At 71.2% G+C, this 23,867-nt stretch carries 23 protein-coding genes; 15 read left to right on the forward strand and 8 right to left on the reverse strand.

Annotated features, from left to right (window positions below; translation table 11 throughout):
- Nucleotides 1-49: 49 nt before the first annotated feature.
- From B9S64_RS32875 to B9S64_RS32885, 3 genes are all read left to right on the forward strand, one after another.
- On the forward strand, nt 50-652 hold the full coding sequence (locus B9S64_RS32875; RefSeq protein ID WP_258038025.1) for a sporulation delaying protein family toxin: 603 nt from the start codon (nt 50-52) through the stop codon (nt 650-652).
- A 107-nt stretch (nt 653-759) separates the two neighbouring features.
- Nucleotides 760-1,353 (forward strand): SdpA family antimicrobial peptide system protein, encoded by a 594-nt coding sequence (locus B9S64_RS32880; protein ID WP_103493353.1) that lies wholly within the window; start codon nt 760-762, stop codon nt 1,351-1,353.
- 5 nt (nt 1,354-1,358) lie between these two features.
- Nucleotides 1,359-2,402, forward strand: coding sequence for a sporulation-delaying protein SdpB family protein (locus tag B9S64_RS32885; protein ID WP_258038024.1), 1,044 nt, complete (start codon nt 1,359-1,361; stop codon nt 2,400-2,402).
- A 107-nt stretch (nt 2,403-2,509) separates the two neighbouring features.
- Here B9S64_RS32885 and B9S64_RS32890 read toward each other — a convergent pair whose 3' ends face one another.
- The gene (locus tag B9S64_RS32890) at nt 2,510-3,670 is read right to left on the reverse strand and encodes an NAD(P)/FAD-dependent oxidoreductase (RefSeq protein WP_103493351.1); all 1,161 of its coding nucleotides are present in this window, start codon (nt 3,668-3,670) and stop codon (nt 2,510-2,512) included.
- Nucleotides 3,671-3,895: 225 nt separating this feature from the next.
- Between B9S64_RS32890 and B9S64_RS32895 the strand changes: the two genes are divergently transcribed.
- Nucleotides 3,896-4,330, forward strand: coding sequence for a hypothetical protein (locus B9S64_RS32895; protein ID WP_103493350.1), 435 nt, complete (start codon nt 3,896-3,898; stop codon nt 4,328-4,330).
- A gap of 352 nt (nt 4,331-4,682) precedes the next feature.
- On the opposite strand, the gene B9S64_RS32900 is transcribed toward B9S64_RS32895, so the two are convergent.
- On the reverse strand, nt 4,683-5,780 hold the full coding sequence (locus B9S64_RS32900; protein ID WP_103493349.1) for a hypothetical protein: 1,098 nt from the start codon (nt 5,778-5,780) through the stop codon (nt 4,683-4,685).
- Nucleotides 5,781-6,085: 305 nt separating this feature from the next.
- A complete protein-coding gene (locus tag B9S64_RS32905; protein WP_103493348.1) occupies nt 6,086-7,321 on the reverse strand; it encodes an epoxide hydrolase family protein in 1,236 nt (411 codons plus the stop codon).
- A gap of 456 nt (nt 7,322-7,777) precedes the next feature.
- Here B9S64_RS32905 and B9S64_RS32910 point away from each other — a divergent pair, with 456 nt between their 5' ends.
- Entirely contained in the window at nt 7,778-7,987 is a 210-nt protein-coding gene (locus tag B9S64_RS32910) for a hypothetical protein (RefSeq protein ID WP_103493347.1), read from the forward strand.
- Between the two features lie 121 nt (nt 7,988-8,108).
- Here B9S64_RS32910 and B9S64_RS32915 read toward each other — a convergent pair whose 3' ends face one another.
- Together B9S64_RS32915 and B9S64_RS32920 are read right to left on the reverse strand one after the other, a co-directional pair.
- Nucleotides 8,109-9,320 (reverse strand): carboxylesterase family protein, encoded by a 1,212-nt coding sequence (locus tag B9S64_RS32915; protein ID WP_103493346.1) that lies wholly within the window; start codon nt 9,318-9,320, stop codon nt 8,109-8,111.
- Between the two features lie 163 nt (nt 9,321-9,483).
- Nucleotides 9,484-10,827: an MFS transporter gene (locus B9S64_RS32920; protein ID WP_103493345.1), complete on the reverse strand. Its 1,344-nt coding sequence runs from the start codon at nt 10,825-10,827 to the stop codon at nt 9,484-9,486.
- A 346-nt stretch (nt 10,828-11,173) separates the two neighbouring features.
- Between B9S64_RS32920 and B9S64_RS32925 the strand changes: the two genes are divergently transcribed.
- The 8 genes from B9S64_RS32925 (at nt 11,174) to B9S64_RS32960 (ending at nt 18,213) form a co-directional block, all read left to right on the forward strand.
- Nucleotides 11,174-12,649, forward strand: a complete 1,476-nt coding sequence (locus B9S64_RS32925) for a 2-hydroxymuconic semialdehyde dehydrogenase (protein WP_103493344.1) — start codon at nt 11,174-11,176, stop codon at nt 12,647-12,649.
- 62 nt (nt 12,650-12,711) lie between these two features.
- Nucleotides 12,712-13,473, forward strand: a complete 762-nt coding sequence (locus B9S64_RS32930) for a 2-keto-4-pentenoate hydratase (protein WP_374936098.1) — start codon at nt 12,712-12,714, stop codon at nt 13,471-13,473.
- Nucleotides 13,470-14,426, forward strand: coding sequence for an acetaldehyde dehydrogenase (acetylating) (locus B9S64_RS32935; RefSeq protein ID WP_103493342.1), 957 nt, complete (start codon nt 13,470-13,472; stop codon nt 14,424-14,426). The genes B9S64_RS32930 and B9S64_RS32935 overlap by 4 nt, the downstream gene beginning before the upstream one ends.
- Entirely contained in the window at nt 14,423-15,454 is a 1,032-nt protein-coding gene (gene dmpG, locus B9S64_RS32940; protein WP_103493341.1) for a 4-hydroxy-2-oxovalerate aldolase, read from the forward strand. Before B9S64_RS32935 ends, dmpG begins: the two co-directional genes overlap by 4 nt.
- Entirely contained in the window at nt 15,451-16,218 is a 768-nt protein-coding gene (locus B9S64_RS32945; RefSeq protein ID WP_103493340.1) for a 2-keto-4-pentenoate hydratase, read from the forward strand. The genes dmpG and B9S64_RS32945 overlap by 4 nt, the downstream gene beginning before the upstream one ends.
- Entirely contained in the window at nt 16,215-16,682 is a 468-nt protein-coding gene (locus tag B9S64_RS32950; protein WP_103493339.1) for a RidA family protein, read from the forward strand. The genes B9S64_RS32945 and B9S64_RS32950 overlap by 4 nt, the downstream gene beginning before the upstream one ends.
- On the forward strand, nt 16,679-17,200 hold the full coding sequence (locus B9S64_RS32955; RefSeq protein WP_103493338.1) for a 3-hydroxyanthranilate 3,4-dioxygenase: 522 nt from the start codon (nt 16,679-16,681) through the stop codon (nt 17,198-17,200). The genes B9S64_RS32950 and B9S64_RS32955 overlap by 4 nt, the downstream gene beginning before the upstream one ends.
- A gap of 2 nt (nt 17,201-17,202) precedes the next feature.
- Nucleotides 17,203-18,213, forward strand: a complete 1,011-nt coding sequence (locus tag B9S64_RS32960; protein WP_103493337.1) for an amidohydrolase family protein — start codon at nt 17,203-17,205, stop codon at nt 18,211-18,213.
- Here the strand turns inward: B9S64_RS32960 and B9S64_RS32965 are convergent.
- Both B9S64_RS32965 and B9S64_RS32970 read right to left on the reverse strand, forming a co-directional pair.
- On the reverse strand, nt 18,207-19,220 hold the full coding sequence (locus tag B9S64_RS32965; protein ID WP_103505273.1) for a LysR substrate-binding domain-containing protein: 1,014 nt from the start codon (nt 19,218-19,220) through the stop codon (nt 18,207-18,209). The two genes, B9S64_RS32960 and B9S64_RS32965, sit on opposite strands and share 7 nt — an antisense overlap.
- A gap of 334 nt (nt 19,221-19,554) precedes the next feature.
- Entirely contained in the window at nt 19,555-19,806 is a 252-nt protein-coding gene (locus tag B9S64_RS32970; protein ID WP_103493335.1) for a hypothetical protein, read from the reverse strand.
- A 251-nt stretch (nt 19,807-20,057) separates the two neighbouring features.
- On the opposite strand from B9S64_RS32970, the gene B9S64_RS32975 reads away from it, so the two are divergent.
- Both B9S64_RS32975 and B9S64_RS32980 read left to right on the forward strand, forming a co-directional pair.
- Nucleotides 20,058-20,573 (forward strand): GNAT family N-acetyltransferase, encoded by a 516-nt coding sequence (locus B9S64_RS32975; RefSeq protein WP_103493334.1) that lies wholly within the window; start codon nt 20,058-20,060, stop codon nt 20,571-20,573.
- A 106-nt stretch (nt 20,574-20,679) separates the two neighbouring features.
- The gene (locus tag B9S64_RS32980; protein WP_103493333.1) at nt 20,680-21,576 is read left to right on the forward strand and encodes a TIGR03619 family F420-dependent LLM class oxidoreductase; all 897 of its coding nucleotides are present in this window, start codon (nt 20,680-20,682) and stop codon (nt 21,574-21,576) included.
- Nucleotides 21,577-21,635: 59 nt separating this feature from the next.
- On the opposite strand, the gene B9S64_RS32985 is transcribed toward B9S64_RS32980, so the two are convergent.
- The gene (locus tag B9S64_RS32985; protein ID WP_228871929.1) at nt 21,636-23,477 is read right to left on the reverse strand and encodes an AfsR/SARP family transcriptional regulator; all 1,842 of its coding nucleotides are present in this window, start codon (nt 23,475-23,477) and stop codon (nt 21,636-21,638) included.
- Between the last annotated feature and the right edge of the window lie 390 nt (nt 23,478-23,867).

Raw genomic sequence — 23,867 nt, forward strand, 5'->3', positions numbered from 1 at the left:
ATCTGTGAAGCACTATGGGCGAATAGTGGGCATCGTCACGGCTGTGGCCGTGACCGGCGCAGCGGCGTTCACGACCATCGGCAGCGCGAACGCGGCACCCACGCACGTGAACACCCAGGCCGGAACAACCACTTCGGCGGGGTCGGAGAGATCGAAGCTCTCGGCCGCCGAGGACGGCCACCAGCTGTTCGCCGGACTCTTCTTCGGCCAGGGCCCGGTCGCAGCGAAGCTCGCGGCCGACGGGAACCTCAACGGCATCGAGCCGGGGGTGAACGACAACGCCAAGGCCGTCCGCGCCGTGGCAGAGCTGATCAAGAAGATCGAGCTGAAGTCCCCCGGTATCTTCGCCGACTTCTCGGCCAAGGCACGCAGCGGCGACCCCAGACTCGTGGACGAGGCCATGACCGCCGTCTCCCAGGTCCTCATCGACGTCTCCGACTCGAACGGATCCGTCCCCAGCGACTCGGGCGCCTGTGTGGTCCTGGTCGTGTCCGTGGCGGTGGCGGCGGTGGCCGTCGCCGTGGCGACCGGAGGCTTCTTCGTCAACGCCGCCGCCGTCATCAACGTGGTGGTCAAGAGCCCGGCACCCATGGAGAGCCTGTCGAGGGACGAACTCGTGGCAGGGCTGACCAAGGTACTGAGCACCGTCTGACCAAGAGGACCACGTCCACCAGCATGTGCTGGCTCCGGGTACCGGCGCACCGCCGGCCGGGCCCGGAGCCGGCGCGTACGTCCGGAACCCATGGAGAGACGAACAGAATGTGGTGGAAGGATTCCCCGCACAGGGGGAGCGGCCGGGTCACCGTGTCCGCCCGGCACACGGTGGAGGTACCCCGGGCGTGGATCACCGGGGCCGCCGTGCTGTGCGTCGTCGTCGCCCTGTACGTGGCTCAGACGCAGGTGCCGAAGAACGTTCTGTCCCTGCCCGGCCAGAAGGCCGTCAAGCCCGTCGCGGTCACCGTCACACCGCAGGGCTGGGCCTTCTTCACCAAGTCGGCGCGCAGCCCGGAGTTCGAACCCTTCCGCTGGAACGGCTCCACCTGGACGAGCGCCTCGCTCGGCCGCCACTCCGAGCACGGGTTCAATCGGGTCTCACGCTCCCAGGGCATCGAGACCGCGCTGCTCCTCCACGAGGCGGGCAAGGCCGCCCGGACCGCATGCGAACGGAGCGCGGTCCAGGAGTGCCTGAGGAAGACCCAGGTGGCCACCGCGGTCACCAACAGGACACCGGACCCGACCCTGTGCGGGCGGATAGCCGTGATGGAGCAGAAACCCACGCCGTTCGCCTGGCGCGACCTTCTGCCCGACACGCGCACCCCGGAGAAGGCCGTCCTGCTGGACGTCTCATGCTGAGGCCGGTGCCGGTGCCCTGGACCAACGTGTACGGGCTGGCCCGCACGCTCCTCGCACTGGGCACGCTGGGCACCTTGGCCTTCAGCAGCACGGGGACCCTGTTCCGTCCCGTGGCGACACAGGGCGACTATCCCATCTGTACGGGGCCGATGCGGGCAGGTGTGTTCTGCCTGGCACCCGAGAACGGTCTGACAGCGACCCGGTGGCTGTGTGTCCTCGTCCTCCTCGTCGTGGCCTCCGGATGGCGCCCCAGGTGGACCGCGCTTCCGCACGCCTGGGTGTCCTTCAGCGTCTTCTCCGGAATCGCCATCGCCGACGGCGGCGACCAGGTCACCGTGGTCCTCTCGTCGCTGCTCGCCCTCACCGCGCTCGGTGACCCCCGGCGTTGGCACTGGCAGACGCTCCCGGAGGAAGCTGCGCCGAGCCGCCGTCGGGCCGTGCTCCTGGGGGCGACGGGCCTGGTGCTCGTACGCGTCCAGATGTCGTTCCTCTACTTCCAGTCCTGTGTCGCCAAGCTGCCCCACGCGGAATGGGCCGACGGCACCGCGATGTGGTACTGGGGGCACAGCCTCGCGTTCGGTGCCCCCGGCCCGCTCCAGCCCCTGGTCAACCCGGTGCTCGCGTCCCCCCTGGGTGTCGCGCTGCTCACCTGGGTCCCCCTGGTGATCGAAATCGGCCTCGCCGCGAGCCTGTTGCTCGCGCAGCGCTGGCGCTGGCGGCTGTTCGCCGCGGGAGTCCTCTTCCATCTCTCCATCGCGGTGATGATGGGTCTGTGGAGTTTCGCCCTGGCCATGATCGGCGGCCTGGTGGTGCTCTGCCTCCCCCTCGGCTCGCATCTGCACGTCACTCTGCCCGAGGCCGTCCGCGGAATGGCCGGGCGGCGGGGCACCGCCGTCCCGAATCTCCCGGCGGGAACGGAGGGCGGCGCGAAGCGGGAAGCGGAGGACGCGAAGGACGCGAAGGATGCGGAGTACGAGCGGGAGCCCGCGCGACACGCCTCCTCCGCCGGGCCTTCGGGGCCGTCGGCACCCGCCGGCCCCGAGCGGTAGAGGGCCGGGGTCCCCGCACCTGCCGAACCCGTCTCCGGTCGCCCGGGGGCGGGTTCGCCGAACCGGCTGACCGGCGGCGGACAGGACCACGCCCGTACGCCCGGCAGTCAGGAAGGCTGGACCTCGTCGAAGACGGCGAGGGCTCGGGAGGGGTCCGGGCTCACGAGGCGTTCCAGACCGGCCATCGTGATCTTCGCCCACCTGCCGGCCCGTGCCCACATCTGTTCCTCGAAGGCGCGGACGGCCTCGTCCAGTTCTTCAGGGCCGGTGGCGGCGGCGACGGACTCGGCGAGTTCGGCGCCTTCCAGCATCGCGAGGTTCGCGCCCGCCCCCAGCGGGGGCATCAGATGGGCGGCGTCGCCCAGGAGCGTCACCCCGGGGACGTGGGCCCAGGTGTGGGACTCGGGCAGGACATGGAGCGGACGGTGGGCGAACGCCGTGCCGTGGCGGAAGAGGTCGAGAAGGGGAGCGGCCCAGCCGTCGAACAGAGCCAGCACACGTGAGCGCACGGCCTCGACGTCGTTCGTGCCCTGGCCCGCGTTCTGGTACGGGCCCGTAGGCCGGTCCGAGGACGTGTGCGGGTCCAGCGGTGTGCGGTACTGGGCGTACACCTTGACGTGCCCGCCGCTGTTGCGCTGGGCGACGATCGCGCGGTTCATGCCGTACACGGCCACGGAACCGTCGCCGACCAGCCGGGCGAGGTCGGGGTGGCGGGTGTCGACGTCGTCCAGCGAGGTCTCGACCAAGGTGACGCCGGTGTACCGCGGTGTCGCGGGCGAAACCGCCGGGCGGACCCGGGACCAGGCACCGTCCGCACCGACCACGAGGTCGAACGTCTCCTGCCGCCCGTCCGCGAAACGGACCAGCACGCCGTCCCGGCTCCCGGGCACCACCTCGGTCACGCCCCGGCCCCACCGCACCTCCAGGGACCCGAGCAGCAGGTCACGGAGCTGCCCCCGGTCGATCTCGGGGTTGGCCCGCTCATCGGGACGGGGCCGCCAGTCGCGGAGGACGGTCCCGTCCGTGTCGAGGATGCGCATGGCCTGCCCCTCGGGACGGGACAGCGCCTGGAACTCCGCCAGCACCCCCGCCTTCTCCAACGCCCGCTGGCCCAGCCCCTCCTGCAGGTCCAGCGTGCCGCCCGCGGGACGGGCGTCGCGGGCGGAATCGCGTTCGAGGACGGTGACAGGGTGCCCCTGACGGTGCAGGACACGGGCGAAGGTAAGGCCGGCGGGGCCGCTGCCGATCACAGCGATACGGGGTCTCATGCCGCTACAACGTATGGCTTCTCATCAGTGTGCCCCGGGCCGTCACCGAAACGAAACGAGGCGTGAGCGGATGATCCTCGGCGTGCTCACTGGCCGGCGGCCTGATTCGAAACACTCCGGAGCTGCGCGGCGGAATGGAACCGGAGGCCGCCGAGCCGCGTGTCAGGACATGTTCACATGGGTGTGACAGGAGGGGCTTGACTGATGTCCGCACCAGGTCGGCGCATGGCGAATTGGCTCGTGATCCCTCTGGGCGCCGCCGGGTTGGCATTCGGTGCCTGGTATGGACTTCACATGCTGTCCGCCGTCAACGGCACCTTGGGCGCGTCCTGCGACGAGGCTGCGCGGTTCGTCCGGGCTGCGGAACTACCCGCCGGAACACACGAGCGGCGGTGCACCAGAGGCCAATGGATGAGCATCTCGTACGAGTTGGACTTTCACGCGCCCCGGGAAGCGACGGACGCATGGCTGCGGACCTCGTACCCGGATATGGAGCTCACGCACGATTGCGAGGCGGCTGACGCGTGTGCCACCCCCCGGCCGAGCCCCGTGCCGTATACGGACAAGGACGGCCACCGACTCGCAGACGTGGTGGATGTCGAACTCAGCTACGAGGGCGAGGGCGTCACGCGTGTGCGCATCTCCGGAGCGACCATGTGACGGCTCATCCATCCTTCCCGCATGAGGCTCAGGGGATGTGGTTCTCCACAGCGACTTCGAGGCCGACCCCCCTGGACCGGGTCATCGACCCGGCCTCCGACGCACCATGGCCTCGACCCGCACCGACGTACGCGAACAGCACACAGGCCACTCACCGTTCGTGCGGCGGTGCGCCTGATCGACCTTGTCGGGGACAGGCGGCGGATCATGCGACGACGTGGGCAGGCGCGGTTCTTGCGGAAGGTGTACGCCTTGTCCGCGCGGCCTTCAACCGCCGCTCACCGCTCGTCCGTGAGATCTCCGCCCCGTGAACGGTGACCATGTACAGGGCAAGGCCTGCTTCCGGTACACGCTAGGACCGCGTCGCCCTGTCGCACCCGTCCTCGGAGGACCCGCCCTGCCTCACCGGCGCGCTGCGGTCGTACGGGTCGATCTCCGTGCCGGCCTCGACCGCCCCGCGGTCCGTGCCGAAAGGCGGATCGAAGTAGCCCGTGGGGGCGCCGCAGCCACCGTTGGTCATGTCGTATGCGTACGAGACGATCGAGAAGGTGCCCGGCTCGGTGAGCACCTTGTCAGGGTCGTCCCAGCTCAGGACCAACTCGCGCCGGACGATCGTGCGCACGATCTCGTCGTCGCCCGCGTCCGCGCGGGTGACCGGGTAGACGAAGGTGACGTCGGCGGTCACCTGGAGAGCGCCCTGCTCGCCTTCCCGGTAGGTGAGCAGCCCCCGGGTCTTCACGATGTCGCCGACCAGATGGATGCGGGAGGGTTGGAAGCGGCTGAAGAGGAGGAGGGGGTCGTTCTTCTCGCTCGGAGTTCGGAAAGCGGATTTCAGAAGTTCTTGGACGTCCTTCTGGTGCGGGTTGATCAGTGCGATCGCCTTCTCGGGGCGCTCGCCTCGCAGCACCCCGCGGTCCAGGCCGGACGCGACGAGAAAGTCCCGACTGAGAACCAGGGCCCGTTCGACCTCGGCCGCGCTCATCCAGCCGACGGCCGCGGCGTCCGGAACGGTGATCCCCGCCGCTCCGTCGGCCCACTTCTCCGCCGGTGAGCCTCGGAACGGCTTGTTCATGGTGGGGCGTTGGGCCGACTCCGCCGGAGGTGCCGCGGCCGGGCGCGCGGTCTCACCGGCCAGCGGTGGGGAGTCGGTGGCGTCGCCGGTGAACAGGTCCACGATCCGCCCAGGCACGAGCGCCACCACCAACAGCACCAGCGAGGCCAGCAGCCCGACCACGTACCAGCCCGTGCGCCGATTGGGTTGTGCGGGCGTATAGGTGCGCCAGCCCTGCTGGCCGCGGTCCGGCTCCGCGCGCAGCCGCTTCGCCACGTCGCGGGCCCGCGCCGACGGCTCCTTGGGCGCGTCGGCGGCACCTGCCACCGACTCGCGCAGAAACCGCTCCCACTCCTCGTCGGACCTGGACGATCCGTCCGGCTCCGTACCCGCGCCCATCCCCAACCCCCTGGCAATCAGTGAACCGCGGCCCGCTCCCCAGGGCGCGTCCGCATCATGGCACAGAGCGCTGACAGGGAGACCCGCCGGGCAGTGTGGGCGCACTCCTCTTCCCAAGACGTGTCCCATGTGCTCTCCGGACCGCTTCCGGGCGAAGTCGAACGCCTCGGGCACGGAGAGCCCGGACCCGGTCATCCGGAGAGACCGCGCCCGGTATGGGCCCCCGCTGACGACGCCCCGCTCCCGGCCGGCAACCGCCGGGCATCGCTCGCCTGGACGGTCGCCGGACGGGGGCGTGGTGTCGTTCAGGGCCTGCGGTCGCGGAACGTGCGGCGGAGATCGCTCACCCAGGCGTCGGGGTTCTCCCAGGGGATGAAGTGCCCGCCGTGGTCATGGGCGTTGACGTTGACATGGTTGAACCAGTCGGCCTGCGGGCCGCTCTTGAACGCCTGGACCCGCTCGTCGGCGGTGTGGATGCCGGGCGGGTTCTCGTACGTGACGAGCGTGAGGCCGACCGGGGTCTGTACGACCGGGACGCGGTCGTGGGCGGGGAGCCAGGGGTAGCGGTTGGCGTTGGCGTAGTAACGCATCGACGTGGCGATGGAGTTGTTCACCCAGTAGATCGTGGCGTGGGTGAGCAGGTCGTCCTTGCTGAAGACGGACTCGACGTCACCGCCGTTGTCGCTCCAGGCGTTCCAGCGCTCCAGCAGCCAGGCGAGCAGTCCGGCGGGTGAGTCGCTCAGCCCGTGGGCCAGGGTGGCGCCGTCGAGCATGTGTACGGCGAGGTGGGATGCCAGACGGTGGTCCAGCTCGACCACGCGGGCGCGGACGTCGGCGGGCTGGTCGTCGGTGAGGGGCCGGTTCCGGGCGAAGTCCCAGGCGCGCGGGCCGTTGAAGAAGTCGAGCGGCAGTCCGGAGCCGATGTGGATGCCGTACAGCTCGTCGGCGTACCTGTGGCCGAGCTGGCTGGAGACGATTCCGCCGATGTCGCAGCCCCCGGCGGCGTATTTCTCGTATCCCAGGGTCTCGGTCATGAGGGTGTGCCAGAGGTCGGAGACCTTCCAGAAGTTGATGTCCGGGAAACCGGTGAGCGGGCCGGGGAAGCCGAAGCCGGGCAGGGACGGCACGATGACGTCGAACGCGTCGGCGGGGTCCCCGCCGTAGGCGGCCGGGTCGGCGAGCGGGCCGATCACCTTCGACCAGTGCCAGAACGTCCACGGCCAGCCGTGGGTGAGGATCAACGGGACCGGGCGGGGGCCTCGGCCGGGCTTGCGCATGAAGTGCACCGGGACACCGGCGACGTCCACCTGGTAGTGCTCGTGGGCGTTGATGGCAGCTTCGGCCTCGCGCCAGTCGTAGCCGTCCCGCCAGTAGGCGACCAGCTCACGGAGGTAGCTGTCCGGGACGCCGTAGGACCAGTCCTCGTTCCCCTCGTCCAGCGGCGGGCGGGTCGAGGTGAGACGGGCACGCAGGTCGTCGAGGACCTGGTCGGCCACGTGGATCGGGGTGGGCTCCAGGGGAAAGGAGTGAGGGGCGGTCATGGCTGGGTCCTTACCGGGTGGAGGAAGCGGTGTCGTCGGCCGGCGGGGAGACCGGGCGGGCGATGGGCTCCTTTCGCCGCGACTCCCGTATCCGGGCACCGGCGTGGACAGTGAACGGCTCTGACGACAGAACGACTCCATCTTCGCCCGGAGCGGCGCTCCCAGGTGGGCGCTTGTGAAACCCGGGGTCGCCTGTCGCCACCCGCGGCGTCGTCGTGGCCGCCGCGCCGGCCGTCCCAGCGGTTCTCCTGGTCGGCCCCCTTGCCCGTAGGAACCGTCCGGCGTCACGATGCTGCCGGCAGGCTGGTGCGTGGCGAGGGGGAGCCGTGAACTGTCCCAGGTGCGGAGCGGGAGCGTCACAGGGAGCCGGTGGGTCCTGGACGTGCAGTAACCAGTGCGGCTGGTCATCCGGGATTACCGGGGTTGCGCGGCCGCCCGTGGCGGTAGCCTCCGAGCATGGCAACGACCCAGGAACCGGGACCGCAGACCCGGTCCGAGACGCCCCAGTCCTCCCCGCACCCCATGATCACCTACATAGGGTGCGCTCAGTGCGGGACCGAGATCGCGGGGCTTGACGGCCGGTATTCCTGCTCCGGCTGCGGCTGGGTCAACGAATGGTCCGACGGCCACCGACCACTCCCCGAGGCGCCTACCCACTCCGGCTGACCTCCCCGGGCCGCGACGTCTAGGCCCGAGCGTGCCGGTGCCGTCGGCGACGCGGCCGGGCCGGAGGTGAGGGACCGGGCGCTGCCCCAGGGAGCGCCGCGGTGAAGGGGCCTCCGGCTCGTTACGCCTCGGGGCCCCGGGCGCAGTGCAGCGGCGCGAGGACGGTGCCGGGCGCGCCCGTGCGGGCGAAGCCGGTCCAGGCGGTGCGCAGGGTCGCGCCGATCGTCTCGACGTCCTCCCAGGCGGTGTCCCCGAGCATCGGTGAACCGCGCCAGGCGTCCCGGGTGCCCAGGAGCAGCGGCAGTTCGACGCAGTGGGTGGCGCCGAAGGGGGATCCGGCGGGCCGCCAGTCGAGGTGGTACGTGTGGACCCGGGCCCCGGCCCGCGCCAGCCGTGCCCCGAGCCTGCCGAGCGGTTCCTCGTACGTCCGGCGGGTCAGCTCCTGGGTGTCGTCGCCCTCACCGGGGAACGCGGTCATGTCGTCGGCGTTCCAGCCGTACATGACGTCCAGGCCGCGTACGTTCTCCTCGAAGGAGGGGCCGGGGGAGTGGACGGGGCCGCTGTACTCGACCGGGTTGAACGGTGGTTCCATCGTGCTGCCGGTCCGTCGCCGGTGCTCCACCGCCGTCTCCCGCTGGGCTTCCAGGATCGCGGGGAGGGGGGCCGTGCGCGGGTCGTCCGCGAGGAAGCCGGTGAAGGTCCGGCCGAGGGCGAGGGCTTCGGAGCGGGGACGGGCGGTCATCGGGAGAGGGGCACTCTGGAGGATCGCGCGGTGGAAGAGGCCCCGGGCCTCCTCCATCTCCATCAGCAGCCGGATCGACAGGGCGCCGGCGGACTGTCCGAAGACCGTGACGTTGCCGGGGTCGCCCCCGTACGCGGCGATGTGGGTGCTGACCCAGCGGAGCGCTTCGAGCTGGTCGTACAGGCCGAGGTTGCCCTCGCTGACTCCGTCGAGGCAGAGGTACCCGAGCGCCCCGAGGCGGTAGTTGACGGCGACGACCACCACGTCGCCCTGGGCGGCGAGCGCTCCGCCGTCGTACCAGTCCCTGATGCCGGCGCCGCTGCTGAACCCGCCGCCGTGGAACCAGACCATGACCGGCCGGGCCCGGGAGTCCCGGGCCGGTGTGGTGACCGACAGGTTCAGGCAGTCCTCGCCCTGGGGGTGGCCGTCGAGGGGCGGGCCCATCACCGCGTCGAGGCGGGAGGGCAGTTGTGGGCAGATCTCACCGCTCGACGGGCGCGCGTCCTGGGCCGCCACGGGGCGGGGGCGCGCGAAGCGCTCCGCGGTGGCGTAGCGGATGGGTCCGGTCCGGACACTCGCCGGTGCGGTCATGGGTTACCTCCACAATCGGCCGGTCCGGCCCCTGCGGGAAGGGGCGGACCGGCGGGACCTGGGCGCCGCGCGGCGGGCCCGGAACGAACCGTACGCGCGACGGGTACGGGGCGGCGGTGCCGGGGCCCGCGCGGATGCGAACGGTGGGCCCCGGGTGGCCGGATCAGACCTGCGTGAGGGTCCTGGCGGGCGGCTCGTTCCCGGCGGCCGGCCCGCCGGGCACCGTGCGGAACAGGGCGACCGCTCCACCGAGGCTGATGGCGCACATCGTGACGAGGTACCAGGTGACACCGGTCGAGGAACCGCCGTCGCCCAGCAGCGCGGTGGAGATCATCGGGGCGAGGCCGCCGCCGAGGATGGCGCCGGTCTGGAGGATCAGGGAGGACCCCGAATACCGCACGTGGGCGGGGAAGGTGTCGGCGATGATCGCGCCTTGCACACAGTGCGTCACCGGGATGATGAGGCCCATTCCGGCGAGTGCCACGACGGCGAGGACACCGTTGCCCGTGTCGAACAGCGGGAAGAAGACGGCGCACCAGGCCAGGATCGCGGCCGAGCCGCCGACGAACATCGCCCGCCGGCCGTAGCGGTCGGCGATTTTCGTCCACACCGGAATGGTCGCGAACCACAGCACGGCGGCCGCGGTCACGCTCAGAATGAGGAACTGCCGGTCGTACCCGAGGTTCTTGGTGCCGTAGGACAGGGTGAACACCATGAACACGTAGGCGACGGCGGAGTTCGCGACCACCGCGAGCAGAGTCAGGCCGAGGCGGGGGAATCCGACCTTGAAGGATTCCGCGAGCGGGAACCTGACGACGTCGTCCTGTTCGAGGACGCGGTTGAAGGACGGGGACTCGGTGACGCGGAGCCGGATGACCAGACCCACCGCGACGAGGACGAAGCTCAGCAGGAAGGGTATCCGCCAGCCCCATGCGGTGAACGCGTTGTCGCCCATGAGCGAGTTGGTGACGAGGAAGATGATGTTGGCCAGGACCAGTCCCGCGGGGGTGCCCATCTGGGGGAACCCCGCGTAGAGGTTCCGCTTGCCCTTCGGGGCGTGCTCCATCGACATCAGCGTCGCGCCCGCGCCCTCACCACCGAGGCCGATGCCCTGGACGATGCGCAGGAGAACCAGCAGGACCGGCGCCCAGAATCCGATCGAGTCGTAGTTCGGAATGGCACCGATGAGGGTGGAGCCGACTCCCATCATCACGAGGGAGACCACCAGGGTCGCCTTTCGCCCGATGCGGTCCCCGAAATGCCCGAAGACCAGACCGCCGAGCGGCCGGGCGACGAAACCGACGGCAAGCGTGCTGAACGCCGCCAGGGTTCCCGCGGTCGGGCTCAGCGAGGGAAAGAACTGCTTGTCGAAGATGAGGGCGGCGGCCGTGCCGTAGAGGAAGAAGTCGTACCACTCAAGTGTGGTGCCGGCCAGCGTCGCGACCGCCGTTCTTCCCGGAGCGGTTGCGGCACCGCCCGCATGTTCTTCTGGAGAGGGATTACTCATGGGGTGACCTATCGCTTGGGTGACTCGCGGTCTCCTGCCCGGCGGAGCCGCTTCGGCGGCCGGCGGGTGTGACGCGTTATCGGTGGATACTCACCCCGTGAGACATGACGCACAAATGCCGAAGCGGGAGTTTGATATATCGGTTCCGGTATGTCTCGGTCATGCTGTCGTGGTTGCGTCACGCCGGGCCGCCGGTTCGGCGAGCGAGCCGGCGTGGCGGCTCGGTTCGCCCCGGGGGCGTCCCGTCCGCGACGGCGACTACGATGAGGTGACATACCAACTCTGATATGTCAGGTCACGAAAAGTTCATTTGTTTGCTATGGCTGCACCTCCCAGAGTGAGGGGCATGACGGCAGATACTGGGCGGTGGATCCGCAATTTCGTTGACGGACGGTTCGTCGACCCCGACGAGCGCAGCAGCTTCACCAAGGTGGATCCGGCCACCGGGGCGGTCCACGCCCGCGTCCACGAGGCGGACGAACCCCTCGTGGACCGCGCCGTGGCCGCGGCCCGGCGGGCCCTGGACGACGGGTGGGCGAGTACACCGGTACGCGAGAGGGCCGCACTGCTGCGCCGTGCCGCGGACCGGATCGAGGAACGCTTCGAGGAGTTCGTCGCCGCGGAGATCGCCGACACCGGCAAACCGGTCACGCAGGCACGCGAACTGGACGTGGCACGGGCCGTCGCGAACTTCCGCACCTTCGCGGACGTGGTCGCCGCCGCGGGCCAGGAGTCGTTCCTCACCGACCTCGCGGGCGGCAGGCAGGCCCTCAACTACGCGGTCCGCAAGCCGCTCGGCGTCGTCGCGGTCATCGTGCCGTGGAACCTGCCGCTCCTCCTGCTGACCTGGAAGATCGCCCCCGCCCTCGCCTGCGGCAACGCCGTCGTCGTCAAGCCCAGCGAGGAGACGCCCTCCACGGCCACCCTGCTGGCCGAGGTCCTGGCCGAGGCCGGCCTCCCCGCCGGTGTGTACAACGTCGTCCACGGATTCGGCGGCGGATCGGCCGGCGAGTACGTGACGTCCCACCCCGGGATCGACGGCGTGACCTTCACCGGTTCCTCGGCGACCGGCTCGCACGTGATGAAGACGGTCGCGCCCCGGGTCCGCCCGGTGTCCTTCGAACTCGGCGGCAAGAACGCCGCCGTCGTCTTCGACGACGTCGACATCGACGAGGCCCTGGACGGACTCACCAGGTCGGTGTTCACCAACACCGGTCAGGTCTGCCTGTGCACCGAGCGGGTGTACGTACAGCGGTCCGTGTTCGACGAGATCGCGGGCGGGCTCGTGGAGCGGGCCCGGGGCCTGCGGCTGGGGCGTCCGCTGGACGAGGCCACCACCACGGGCCCGTTGATCTCGCAGACCCACCGGGACAAGGTCCTCCACTACTTCGACCTGGCCGAACAGGCCGGCGCCGAGGTGATCACCGGCGGCGGGGTCCCCCGGCTGGGGGAGGACCTGGACGGCGGTTCGTGGATCGAGCCGACGCTGTGGACCGGCCTGACCAACGCCGACCGGGTCGTACGCGAGGAGATCTTCGGCCCGGTGGCCGCGCTCATCCCCTTCGACACCGAGGCCGAGGCGATCGCCCTGGCCAACGACACCGACTACGGCCTCGCCGCGTCGGTGTGGACCAACGACCTGCGCCGCGGACACCGTGTCGCGCGGTCGATGAACGTGGGCATGGCCTGGGTCAACACCTGGTTCCTGCGCGACCTGCGCTCGCCCTTCGGCGGAGTCGGGCTCTCCGGCATCGGCCGCGAGGGCGGCGAATCCTCCCTGCACTTCTACACCGAGCCGACGAATGTGTGCGTACAGCTGTGACTCCACTCCCAGGCACCCACGAAGACACCGCCACCGACGAGCGCATCGCCGCCGCCGCGGCGATGCTCACCACCGCCGCGCTCACCCGCACCCCCTGCGCACCGGTCCGCCGGCACCTGGGCCCGACCGACATCGACGCCGCCTACGAGGTCCAGCGCCGTGTCGCCGCCGCCAGAGCCGCCTCCGGGGCGCGCCGGGTGGGCGCCAAGATCGGGCTCACCGCCCCCGCCGTACAGCAGCAGTTCGGCGTGTACCAGCCGGACTTCGGGGTCCTCTTCGACGACATGACGTACGCCTACGGCGAGCCGCTGCCGCTCGGCGGGTTCCTCCAGCCGCGCGCGGAGGGCGAGATCGCCTTCGTGCTCGGCCGTGACCTCGACCTGCCCGGCGCCGGTGTCGCGGACGTCCTGCGCGCCACCGAGTTCGTGCTCCCCGCCGTCGAGATCGTCGACTCCCGGATCGCGGACTGGGACCTGACCATCACCGACACCGTCGCGGACAACGCCTCCAGCGGTGCGGTCGTCCTCGGGACCACCCCGTACACGCTCGACGCCCGGGACCTCTCCCGGGTCGGGATGACGCTCCACCGCGACGGCGAACCCGTCTCCTTCGGCGCGGGCCACGCCTGTCTCGGTTCGCCGGTCGCCGCCGTGGTCTGGCTGGCGCGCGAGATGGCCCGGCGCGGACAGCCGCTGCGGGCCGGTGACGTCGTGATGTCCGGCGCGCTCGGGCCGATGGTGCCGATCAGCGGGCCGGGGCGGTTCCGGCTGGAACTGGACGGGCTGGGCGAGGTCGAGGCAGTCATCGAGGAGGAGACCAAGTGAGTACACCAGCCACCGGAACCGTTCCGGTCGCCGTCATCGGTTCCGGCAACATCGGGACCGACCTCATGATCAAGGTCATGCGGCTCTCGAAGACGCTCCGCATGGGCGCCATGGTGGGCATCGACCCGGAGTCCGACGGGCTCGCCCGCGCCGGACGGCTGGGGGTCGCCACCACCCACCAGGGCGTCGAAGGCCTGATCGGCATGGACGGGTTCGAGGACATCAAGGTGATCTTCGACGCCACCTCCGCCAAGGCGCACGTGCGCAACGCGGAGACGGCACGCCGGTACGGGAAGCTGATGATCGACCTGACACCTGCGGCCCTCGGGCCGTTCGTGGTGCCGTCGGTCAACCTGGACGAGCACCTGGACGCCCCGGACGTCAACATGGTCACGTGCGGGGGACAGGCCACCATCCCCGTCGTCGCCGCGGTCTCCCGGGTCGCCCCGGTCGTGTACGGGGAGATCGTCGCCTCCATCTCCTCCAGGTCGGCCGGCCCGGGTACCCGGGCCAACATCGACGAGTTCACCGAGACGACCAGCGAGGCCATCCGCGTCGTCGGCGGCGCCTCGGTGGGCAAGGCGATCATCGTGCTCAACCCGGCCGATCCGCCCCTCGTCATGCGCGACACCGTGTACTGCCTCGTCGAGGGCGCCGTGGACGCCGGGGCACGGGAGCGGATCGCCGCCTCCGTACGGGAGATGACCGGGGCCGTCCAGGAGTACGTGCCGGGCTACCGGCTCAAGCAGGACGTGCAGTTCGACCCGGTCGAGGACGCCATGGTCCCGGCGCTCGGCCGACGGGTCACCGGGGTCAGGGTCTCGGTCTTCCTGGAGGTGCTGGGCGCGGGCCACTACCTGCCCGACTACGCCGGGAACCTCGACATCATGACCTCCGCCGCGGTCCGGACCGCCGAGAAGATCGCCGCACTCCGAGGATGGGTGAACGCATGAAGCTCTATGTACAGGACGTCACCCTGAGGGACGGCATGCACGCCATGGGGCACATGTACACCGTCGACCAGGTCCGTACCATCGTGTCCGCCCTGGACAAGGCCGGGGTCGCGGCCGTCGAGGTCGCGCACGGCGACGGCCTCGGCGGATCGAGCGCCACCTACGGTTTCGGCGCCCACACCGACGAGGAGTGGATCGAGGCCGCCGCGGACGTACTCGAACACGCGAAGCTGACGACGCTGCTCCTCCCCGGCATCGGCACCATCGAGCACCTGCGCCGGGCGTACGACCTGGGCGTGCGCAGCGTCCGGGTCGCCACCCACTGCACCGAGGCGGACGTCGCCGCGCAGCACATCAGCTGGGCCCGTGAGCACGGCATGGACGTGTCCGGCTTCCTGATGATGAGCCACCTCAACTCTCCCGAGGGCCTGGCCCGGCAGGCGGCCCTCATGGAGTCCTACGGCGCCCACTGCGTCTACGTCACCGACTCCGGCGGCCGCCTGACCATGCGGGACGTCGCGGAACGGATCGACGCCTACCGCCGGGTGCTGGACGAGAGCACCGAGATCGGCATCCACGCCCACGAGAACCTCTCGCTGTCGGTCGCCAACAGCGTGACCGCCGTCGAGCACGGCGCGTACCGCGTCGACGTGGCACTGGCGGGGCAGGGCGCCGGGGCGGGCAACTGCCCGGCCGAACCCTTCGTCGCCGTCGCGGACCTGATGGGCTGGGAGCACGGCTGCGACCTGTTCGCGCTCCAGGACGCCGCCGACGACATCGTCCGGCCGATGCGGGACCGGCCGGTCCAGGTGGACCGCGAGACGCTGACACTCGGGTACGCCGGGGTCTACTCCAGCTTCCTGCTGCACGCCGAACGGGCCTCGCGGCGTTACGGGGTCGACACCAGGGACATCCTGCTGGAGGCCGGCCGGCGTCAGATGGTCGGCGGCCAGGAGGACATGATCGTGGACATCGCACTGGACCTGGCCGCGCGGCGCGGGGCCCTGACGGACGGGAGCGCCGCATGATTCCGGCGGAGACCATCGACGCCCTGGCCGAACGGCTCGACACCGCGCAGACGTCCCGGACCGACACCCCGAGCCTCGCCGACACCCACGAGTTCGGCACCGACGACGCCTACGCGATCCAGGCGGCGCTGCTGTCCCGGCGCACGGCGCGCGGCGAGCGGTTCACCGGCGTCAAGCTGGGCTTCACCAGCAAGGCGAAGATGGCGCAGATGGGCGTCTCCGACGTGATCGTCGGACGGCTCACCGACGCGATGCGGGTCACCGACGGCGGCGACGTCGATCTCGGCCGCTTCATCCATCCCAAGGTCGAGCCCGAGGTCGCCTACCGGATCGGCCGCGACGTGGACCTGGACGACCCCGCGACGGACATCGAGTCCTGTGTGGACGCGGTCGCCCCGGCCCTGGAAATCATCGACTCGCGGTACCGGGACTTCCGCTTCACCTACGGCGACGTCGTCGCGGACAACACCTCGGCCGCCGCGTACGTGGTCGGCCCCTGGCGCCCGGTCCAAAGCGTCTCCAACCGCGCGGTGCGGCTGTCCGCCGGGACGACGGTGGTGACCGGCTCTACCGCCGCGATCCTCGGCGACCCGGTGCGCGCGCTGCACGCGCTGCTGGACATGTGCCGGCGCCGGAACATCCCGCTGCGGGCCGGTCAGGTGGTGCTCGCCGGTGCGGCGACGGCGGCCGTGCCGCTGACGCCGGGCGTCACCGCCTGTGATGTCGCGGGCCTCGGCGCCGTCTCGGTGAGGGGGGTCCGATGAGCGGGGCACACATCATGCGGGGGAAGGCCACCCCGCGCGGGCGCTTCCCGCACGTGAAGGTCGTCGGCGACCTGGTCTTCGTCTCGGGGACGAGTTCGCGCCGGCCCGACAACACCTTCGTGGGCGTCGAGGCCGACGCGATGGGCACCACGAACCTCGACATCCGGGCGCAGACGCGGGCGGTGATCGAGAACATCCGCGACATGCTCGCCGAGCTGGGCGCGGAGCTCTCCGACGTCGCCCAGGTCACCACGTACCTGGTGTCCATGAACGACTTCGGCGGATACAACGAGGTCTACGGCGAGTTCTTCGACGAGCGGGGCCCGACGCGGACGACCGTGGCGGTCCACCAGCTGCCGCACCCGCACCTGCTGATCGAGATCCAGGCCATCGCCCATCTGCCGCGGAACAGCCAGAGCACCCAGTCACCTTTCACATCGCACAGCACGGAGGCGGTCTCATGACCGAGATCCCGCAGGTCATCGATTTCCAGGGATGGATCACCGAGCACGAGCACCTGCTCAAGCCGCCGGTGAACAACCGGACCATGTCCCTGGGCCAGGACTTCATCGTCCAGGTCGTCGGCGGCCCCAACCAACGGACGGACTACCACCTCGACCCGTACGAGGAGTGGTTCTACCAGGTCAGGGGTGACATGCACGTCAACGTCATGACCGAGGACGGGCCGCGGACCGTGCACATCAAGGAGGGGCAGGCGTGGTTGCTCCCCGGCAACCTCCCGCACTCCCCGCAGCGGCCCGACCCCGACTCGATCGGTCTGGTCATCGAGCGCGTCCGTGAGGAGGGCACCCTGGAGCGGTTCCAGTGGTACTGCCTCGACTGCTCCCAGCTGATCCATGAGACCGAACTCCAGGTGCGGGACATCGTCGAGGACCTGCCGCCGGTCTTCAGCGAGTTCTACGCGGACGAGAAGGCACGGGTCTGCCCCAGGTGCGGGGCACTGCATCCCGGGAAGGGCTGACCGTGGACCGGATGATCGACGTCCACACCCATTACGTCCCCCGGGGCTGGCCGGACCTGACGTCCGAGATCGGACCGGACGCGCCGTGGCTGCGGATCGAGTCCGAGTCGGACGCGATGATCATGATGGGCACGAAGGAGTTCCGCCGGATCCAGGCCGACTGCTGGGACGCGGAGACCCGTCTGCGCGACATGGACGCGGACGGCGTCCAGACGCAGGTCGTCTCCCCGACCCCGGCCTTCTTCAGCTACGGGAGCGACGGCAGGGAAGCGGCCAAGGTCGCCCGTGTCTTCAACGACCTGGCGCTGGAGATCGTCGCCCCGGCGCCGGACCGGCTCATCCCCTTCTGCCAGGTGCCGTTGCAGGATCCGGACGCCGCCTGCCGTGAGCTGGAACGCAGTGTCGCCAACGGCCACCGGGGGGTGGAGATAGGCAACCACGTCGGCGACCTGGACCTCGACAGCGAGGGCGTCGTCACCTTCCTCCAGCACTGCGCGTCGCTGGACGTCCCGGTGTTCGTCCACCCGTGGGACATGGCCAGCTCCCCCCGGCTCGACCGGTGGATGGCCCAGTGGCTCACCGCGATGCCCGCGGAGACGCATCTGTCGATCCTCGCCCTCATCCTGGGCGGCGTGTTCGACCGTATCGACGACCGCCTGAAGATCTGCTTCGCCCACGGCGGCGGCTCGTTCGCCTTCTGGCTCGGCCGGATGGAGAACGCGTGGCACGGACGCAACGACGTCATCGGTACGTCGCGGTTCCCGCCCTCGCACTACCTCGGCCGCTTCTACGTCGACTCGGTCGTCTTCGACGACCGCGCGCTGCGGCTGCTGGTCGACACGGTGGGCGCGGACCGGGTGATGGTGGGCAGCGACTACCCGTATCCGCTGGGAGAACGCCCGGTCGGTGAGGTCGTCCGCAGGAGCGCGTTCCTCGACGAGACGAGCCGCCGGCTGGTGACCCGGGGCAACGCCGAGCGCTTCCTCGGCCTTGGGGGCGACGCCGGCTACTGATCCCCGCCGGATCCGGGGGCGTGCCCGGGGACGCCTTCCGGCGTCTCCCCGGGCACGCCCCCGGAGTGCTCCCCGGGTGCGCCCTGGGGAACCATGTCCGAGGCGATGTCCTCCAGGCTCTTGATCAGGACCTCGGCGGACGGGCTCAGCGTACGGGTGGCCGACAGGGTCAGCCCGACGCTGTGCCCGATCGGGTCCAGCGGCACGGGCAGCCGCACGATCCGGGGGTCGTCCCGGATGATCAGGCTGGGCAGTACGGCGACGACGTTCGTCTCCAGCAGAAGCTGACGTACCGTCAGGAACGAGGTGGTCTCGACCCGGTTGAGCGGGAGGGCGAAGCCGTTCCGGGTGAAGAACTCCTCGATCTCCCGCCGCAGCGCGGTCTCCCCGCCCGGCAGGATCCACGGGTAGTCCACCAGTTCGGCCAGCTCGACGTGCGGCCGCCCCACGAGGACGTGCCCGGCCCGGACGACCAGGTCCACCGACTCGTCGTAGAGCTTGCGGCGCACCATCCGCTCGTCGGACGGCGCGGTCAGCCGGCCCACGACGAAGTCCACGCGCCCGGCCTCCAGGTCCAGCAGCAGCGCCTCGGGCGACGCCTCCCGCACGATCACCGTCAGATACGGGCGTTCCTTCTTGATCCCGGTGATGGCCCGCGGCAGGAGCACGTTGGATCCGGCCAGATGTGTGCCGACGATCACCGTCCCCCGGTCCGCGTCGGCGAGTTCCACCACATGACGTCCCGCCTGCGCCAGTTGTGCGAGCACGGCCCGCGCGTGCTGGGTGAACGCCTCGCCGAAGACCGTGGCGGTGACGCCCCGGGGCCTGCGCTCGAAGAGCGCCACTCCGAGGATGTCCTCCAGTTCGTGCAGGCTCCGGGTGGCCGCGGGCTGTGTCACGTGCAGTTCCGCCGCGGCACCGACGACGCTCCCCTGCCGGGAGAGGGCGTCCACGAGGATCAGGTGCCGGAACTTCAGCCGGCCGTCGAGCAGGCGGGGGATGTCCACTCCACGACTCTATCCGGAGCGGCCGCGCGGCCGGCCGCACCCCGGCCCTCACGCCACCGCGACCCGTGCGAAGCACCCCGCCGTGTGCGGCCCGGCCTCGATCCCTCCAGCCGTGGCGCGGAGTTGGGGGAGGGCCCGTCGCGTGCCTTCCCCGGCGCCCGGGAGGCCCGTCGCGCGCACGGACCGGTGGTACCGCAAGTAAGGCTCCGGCGCACCGCGTTCGACCGCGCCGGGTGGGCGGACCGCCCGCGCTCCGGGGCGTCGCGGCCCTTGGGGAGTACACAGCGAGACCCCGGTCCCTCGCGGGTCCGGGGTCTCGGCGCTACGTCAGCGCTCAGTGGCCGTGCGCGTACTCGGCCCAGAGGTAGGCGTCCACGGACTCGAAGTGCGCCTTGTTCTCCTTGGCGAAGGTGATCCCGTACGGGCCGCCCAGGTTGACGAACCCTCCGGCCTGGCGGGACCCCTCGACCGACTGGTAGGCGGCGCCCAGCTGGCCGCCCTCCCAGTCTCCGGCGGCGGCCGGTGCGGCGGCGACGAAACCGGCAGCGGCGACGGTGGCCAGAGTGATCGCGATACGACGAACCATAGTGCTTCCCCTCAGGAACGCGTGGTTGATGTGTCGCCCCAACCATCCACGCCGACGGGGCGATTGCGGGGAGTACGCGCGGACACGCGGAACAACCAACCTGATCGGGTGTAATCCGTCCCGCGGTCCGGCGCCAAGACGTCGGCCTCGTCGGGGAGTCAGGGACAACGGTGGCGCCGCCCGCTCCCCGAAGCCGTCCGGATCACGAGCAACCCTTTGCGGCGCCGGCGCCGGGGGCCCAGACTGAGCCGATGCTGATCCGCCGCGAAACGCCCGCCGACGTCCCCGCCGTACGCGCCGTCACCGCGGCGGCGTTCGCCGAGCCGGAGACACCGGTTCCGGTGGAGGTGACCCTCCTCGACGAGCTGCGCACCTGTGACGGCTGGCTGCCGGAACTGTCGCTCGTGGCACTCGGCGGCAAGGACGAGGTGGTGGGCCACGTGGTCTGCACCCGGGGCCATGTCGGCACGGTCCCGGCCGTGGGCCTCGGCCCGCTCGGCGTGCATCCCGGCCACCGGCGCCGCGGCGTCGGCCTCGCCCTCGTCCACACGGTGCTCGGGGCGGCGGACGCCCTGGGCGAGCCCCTCGTCGCACTCCTCGGCAGCCCCGCGTACTACGGCCGCTTCGGGTTCCGCGCCGGCACGGACCACGGCATCGCCGCACCGGACCCCGCGTGGGGCGAGTACTTCCAGGTCCGCACCCTGACCGCCCACGACCCGGCGCTGCGGGGCACCTTCTGGTACGCGGAGCCGTTCGAGCGGGTCTGACACCGGTGCGGGACCGGCCCTCACGTCCCCTGGGCGATCCCGGCGGTGCGGGCGCCCAGGACCCCGTTCCCCGTCCTTCTTCGACCGACTCTTCTCCGGAGGCAGCATGCGTATCGGATTCACCATCCCGCAGATGGGCCCGTTGGCCCGCCAAGCCGTCGAGGCCGGCCGCTTCGCCACGGAGGCCGAGGCGCTGGGGGCGGACAGCCTCTGGGTCGGCGACCGGCTTCTGGCCCCCGTCGAGCCCACCGTCGGATACGGAGGCGGTGACACGATCCCGGAGGCGTTCCGGACCGTCCTCGACCCGTTCGCCATGATGGCCGTGGCCGCCGCCGCCACGGAACGGGCCGAGATCGGGTCCAACATCCTTCAGGCGCCCTGGTACGCGCCCGCCCTGCTCGCCCGCTCGCTGACGACCATCGACCTGATCAGCGGGGGCCGTCTGCTGCCCGGCTTCGGCACGGGCTGGTCCCCCGAGGAGTACGAGGCCGTCGGTGTGCCGATGAAGGAGCGGGGTGTCCGGCTGGACGAGGCCCTGGACGCGCTGGAGGCGTGGTGGACCACCGATCCGGTGGAGTTCGAGGGCGAGTACACGCGGATCCCGGCCACCCATGTGGGCCTCAAGCCCGCCCGCCGACCGCGTCCCCCCGTCCATCTCGCGGGTTTCGCCCCGGCCGCGATGCGCCGTGTCGCCCGCAGGGCCGACGGCTGGCTCCCCGTCGCCAAGCCGGGCTCCGGCCCCTTCGCCCCGGAGTCCGTCAACGTCCCCATGGCGGAGATCCGGCGGCTGGCCGCCGAGGCCGGCCGGGACCCCTCCGAGGTCGGCGTGATCCTTCGGGTGAACCCCGCTCCGGACACCCCTCTCGACGAGATCGTCGAAGCGATCGCGGGCGCCGGACGGGAGACCGACGTCGATCACTGCTTCGTGGAGCTGATGAACATCGCGCACGACGTCGACCATGCGCTCGAACTGGTCCGGAGCCTGCTCGACACGGCCCGGTAGAGCGCGATGGGGGGCGGGAGGCAGCGGCCCGACCGGACGGCGCCGGACGGGACCCGCCCTCACCGCGCCGCGAGTTCGGGAGCGGGGGCGGTGTGGCCTCCGCCCGCGAAGGCGAGCCGGATCAGCGGCGCGAGCCGCAGGACGTAACCGCCGTCACGGACGACCGGCCTGACCACGTGGAAGGCCGCCAGCAGCTCCACCGAACGTTCGATGGACGACGTGGAGCGGCACAGGCCCAGCGCGAGGTCCGCGACCGTGACCTCGGCCGTCGCCGCCCGGCCCAGCTCGGCCAGCACGTCCCTCGCGCTGCGCGGCAGCCGGTCGGCGGACTCGACGAGGTAGCGCCGCATGTCCAGGTGCGGACTGCTCAGCTCCTCCAGGCGCTGCCCGTCGTCCTCGAGACGTACCGCGAAGTCCGCGAGGCTGCGGTGCGGCCAGGTGGCGATCCGGCCGCCCACCGCCCGGACGGCGGCGGGCATGCCCTCGCACTTGGCCACGATGGCCGACACCGCGGCGGGTTCCCGCCGCGCCCGGCTGGGGCCGATCACCTGGGTCAGCAGCTGTCTGCTCACGGCCCCGGGCAGCGGCCCCAGTTCGACGTCCGTCACCGAACCGGGAAGTCCCGACAGCCGGCAGCGGGACGTGACGATCACCGTGTTGTCCGTCCCGGCGGGCAGCAACGGCACGACCTGGTCCCGGCTCACCGCGTCGTCGAGCACGAGCAGGAAGCGCCGGCCGGCCGCCCACCCGCGGAACATCCGGGCGAGGTCGTCCACCCGCTCCGGCAGTACCGCGCGGTCGTACCCCACGGCGGCGAGCAACTCGCCCAGCACCTCGCCCGGATCGCGCGGCGTCCGGTCCTTCCGGCACAGCAGCCCCCTGAGCTGCCCGTCCGGGAACCGGCCCCGCAGGCGGTGTGCCACCTGGAGCGCCGCCTCCGTCTTCCCCACCCCCGGGCCGCCGGTCACCGTCACCACCCGTACCTCCGGGGCGCGGCCCTCGCCGCTCACGGCCCGCTCGATCCGCTCCAGTTCGTCCTGCCGTCCGACGAAGTCGCCGATGGCCGCGGGCAGATGGAAGGGGGCGCCCGGTTCCCCGCTCCGCCCCGGACCCCGGGCCGCCGTGCGCGCGGACGGCGACTCACCCTGGCCCGTCAGGATGTCGCGTTGCAGCTCTCGCAGCCGTTCGGAGGGCTCCAGCCCCAGCTGCTCGGCCATGGCCCGGCGCATCCGGGCATAGGCGCCGAGCGCCTCACCGCGCTGCCCGCAGGCACTCGCCGCCGTCATCAGCTGGGCGCAGAACTCCTCGTTCAGCGGATGCTGGGACGCCAGATCCCGGATCTCCTCCAGCAGCGAGTGGTGCCTGCCCAGGGCGAGTTCGCCCGCCACGCGCTGCTCCAGCGCCCGCATCCTGAGCTCTTCGAGCCGGGTGGCCTGCGCCCCCAGGACCGTACCCGTCTCCACGCCCTCCAGGGCGGCGCCCCGCCACAGCTCCAGCCCGCGCCGCAGCGTCGCGACGCCCTCGCTCGCCTCGCCCCGGGCCAGCGCCTCGCGCCCCGCGCGCACCCGCTCCTGGAACAGCCACAGGTCCGACCGGCATCCCTGGAGCCGCAGCCGGTAGCCGTACGGATGGGTCTCCACGGGATCACCTCCCCCCGGCCCGGAACTCCCGTCACCGCCGAGGGCCTTGCGTAAGTGGCAGATGTACGTCTGGACGGTCTTCCGTGCCCGCTTGGGGGGATGCTCGCCCCACAACTCGTCGATCAGCAGTTCCGTGGGCACCACACGGTCCGCGTGGGTCAGCAGCACCGCGAGGACCCGGCGGGCCATGGGCGGGCTCGGGGTGCGGACCTCCCCGTCCACGCGGATCTCCATCGGTCCCAGCAGAGCGAAGTGCAACATCACCAGGTCCTCACCGTTCGTCGACTCGGGTTCGGCCCATGGACCGGCCCGTCGCGGCAGGGTCTTCCGCGGCGGGCCGGTCCGTCCCGGGCCACAGGCGTCACGCCGGCCGGAGCGCACGCGCGCTCCTACGGATCACCGCACGGGCGGCAACACCGCTCCGGCCGTCTCGCACGACGGCACAAGGGGCGCGCCCGCGCCGGTCGCGTACCGAGGGGCCCGTGCACGGCCCCGTCGTTCGAAGAGGAAACGCGGATCACTTGCCATCCCCGGGTGCAAGGCTGCCTGGTGTCACCTGTCAACGGCGCGTCGATGGTCGTCCGTGCTCAGCGGTGCCTCCAATGATCGTGGATGCGCGGGGCGCGGGGTAGTGACTTTTCCGCCTACCCC

It is taken from the genome of Streptomyces sp. SM18 (assembly GCF_002910775.2).
GTDB classification, from domain to species: domain Bacteria; phylum Actinomycetota; class Actinomycetes; order Streptomycetales; family Streptomycetaceae; genus Streptomyces; species Streptomyces halstedii.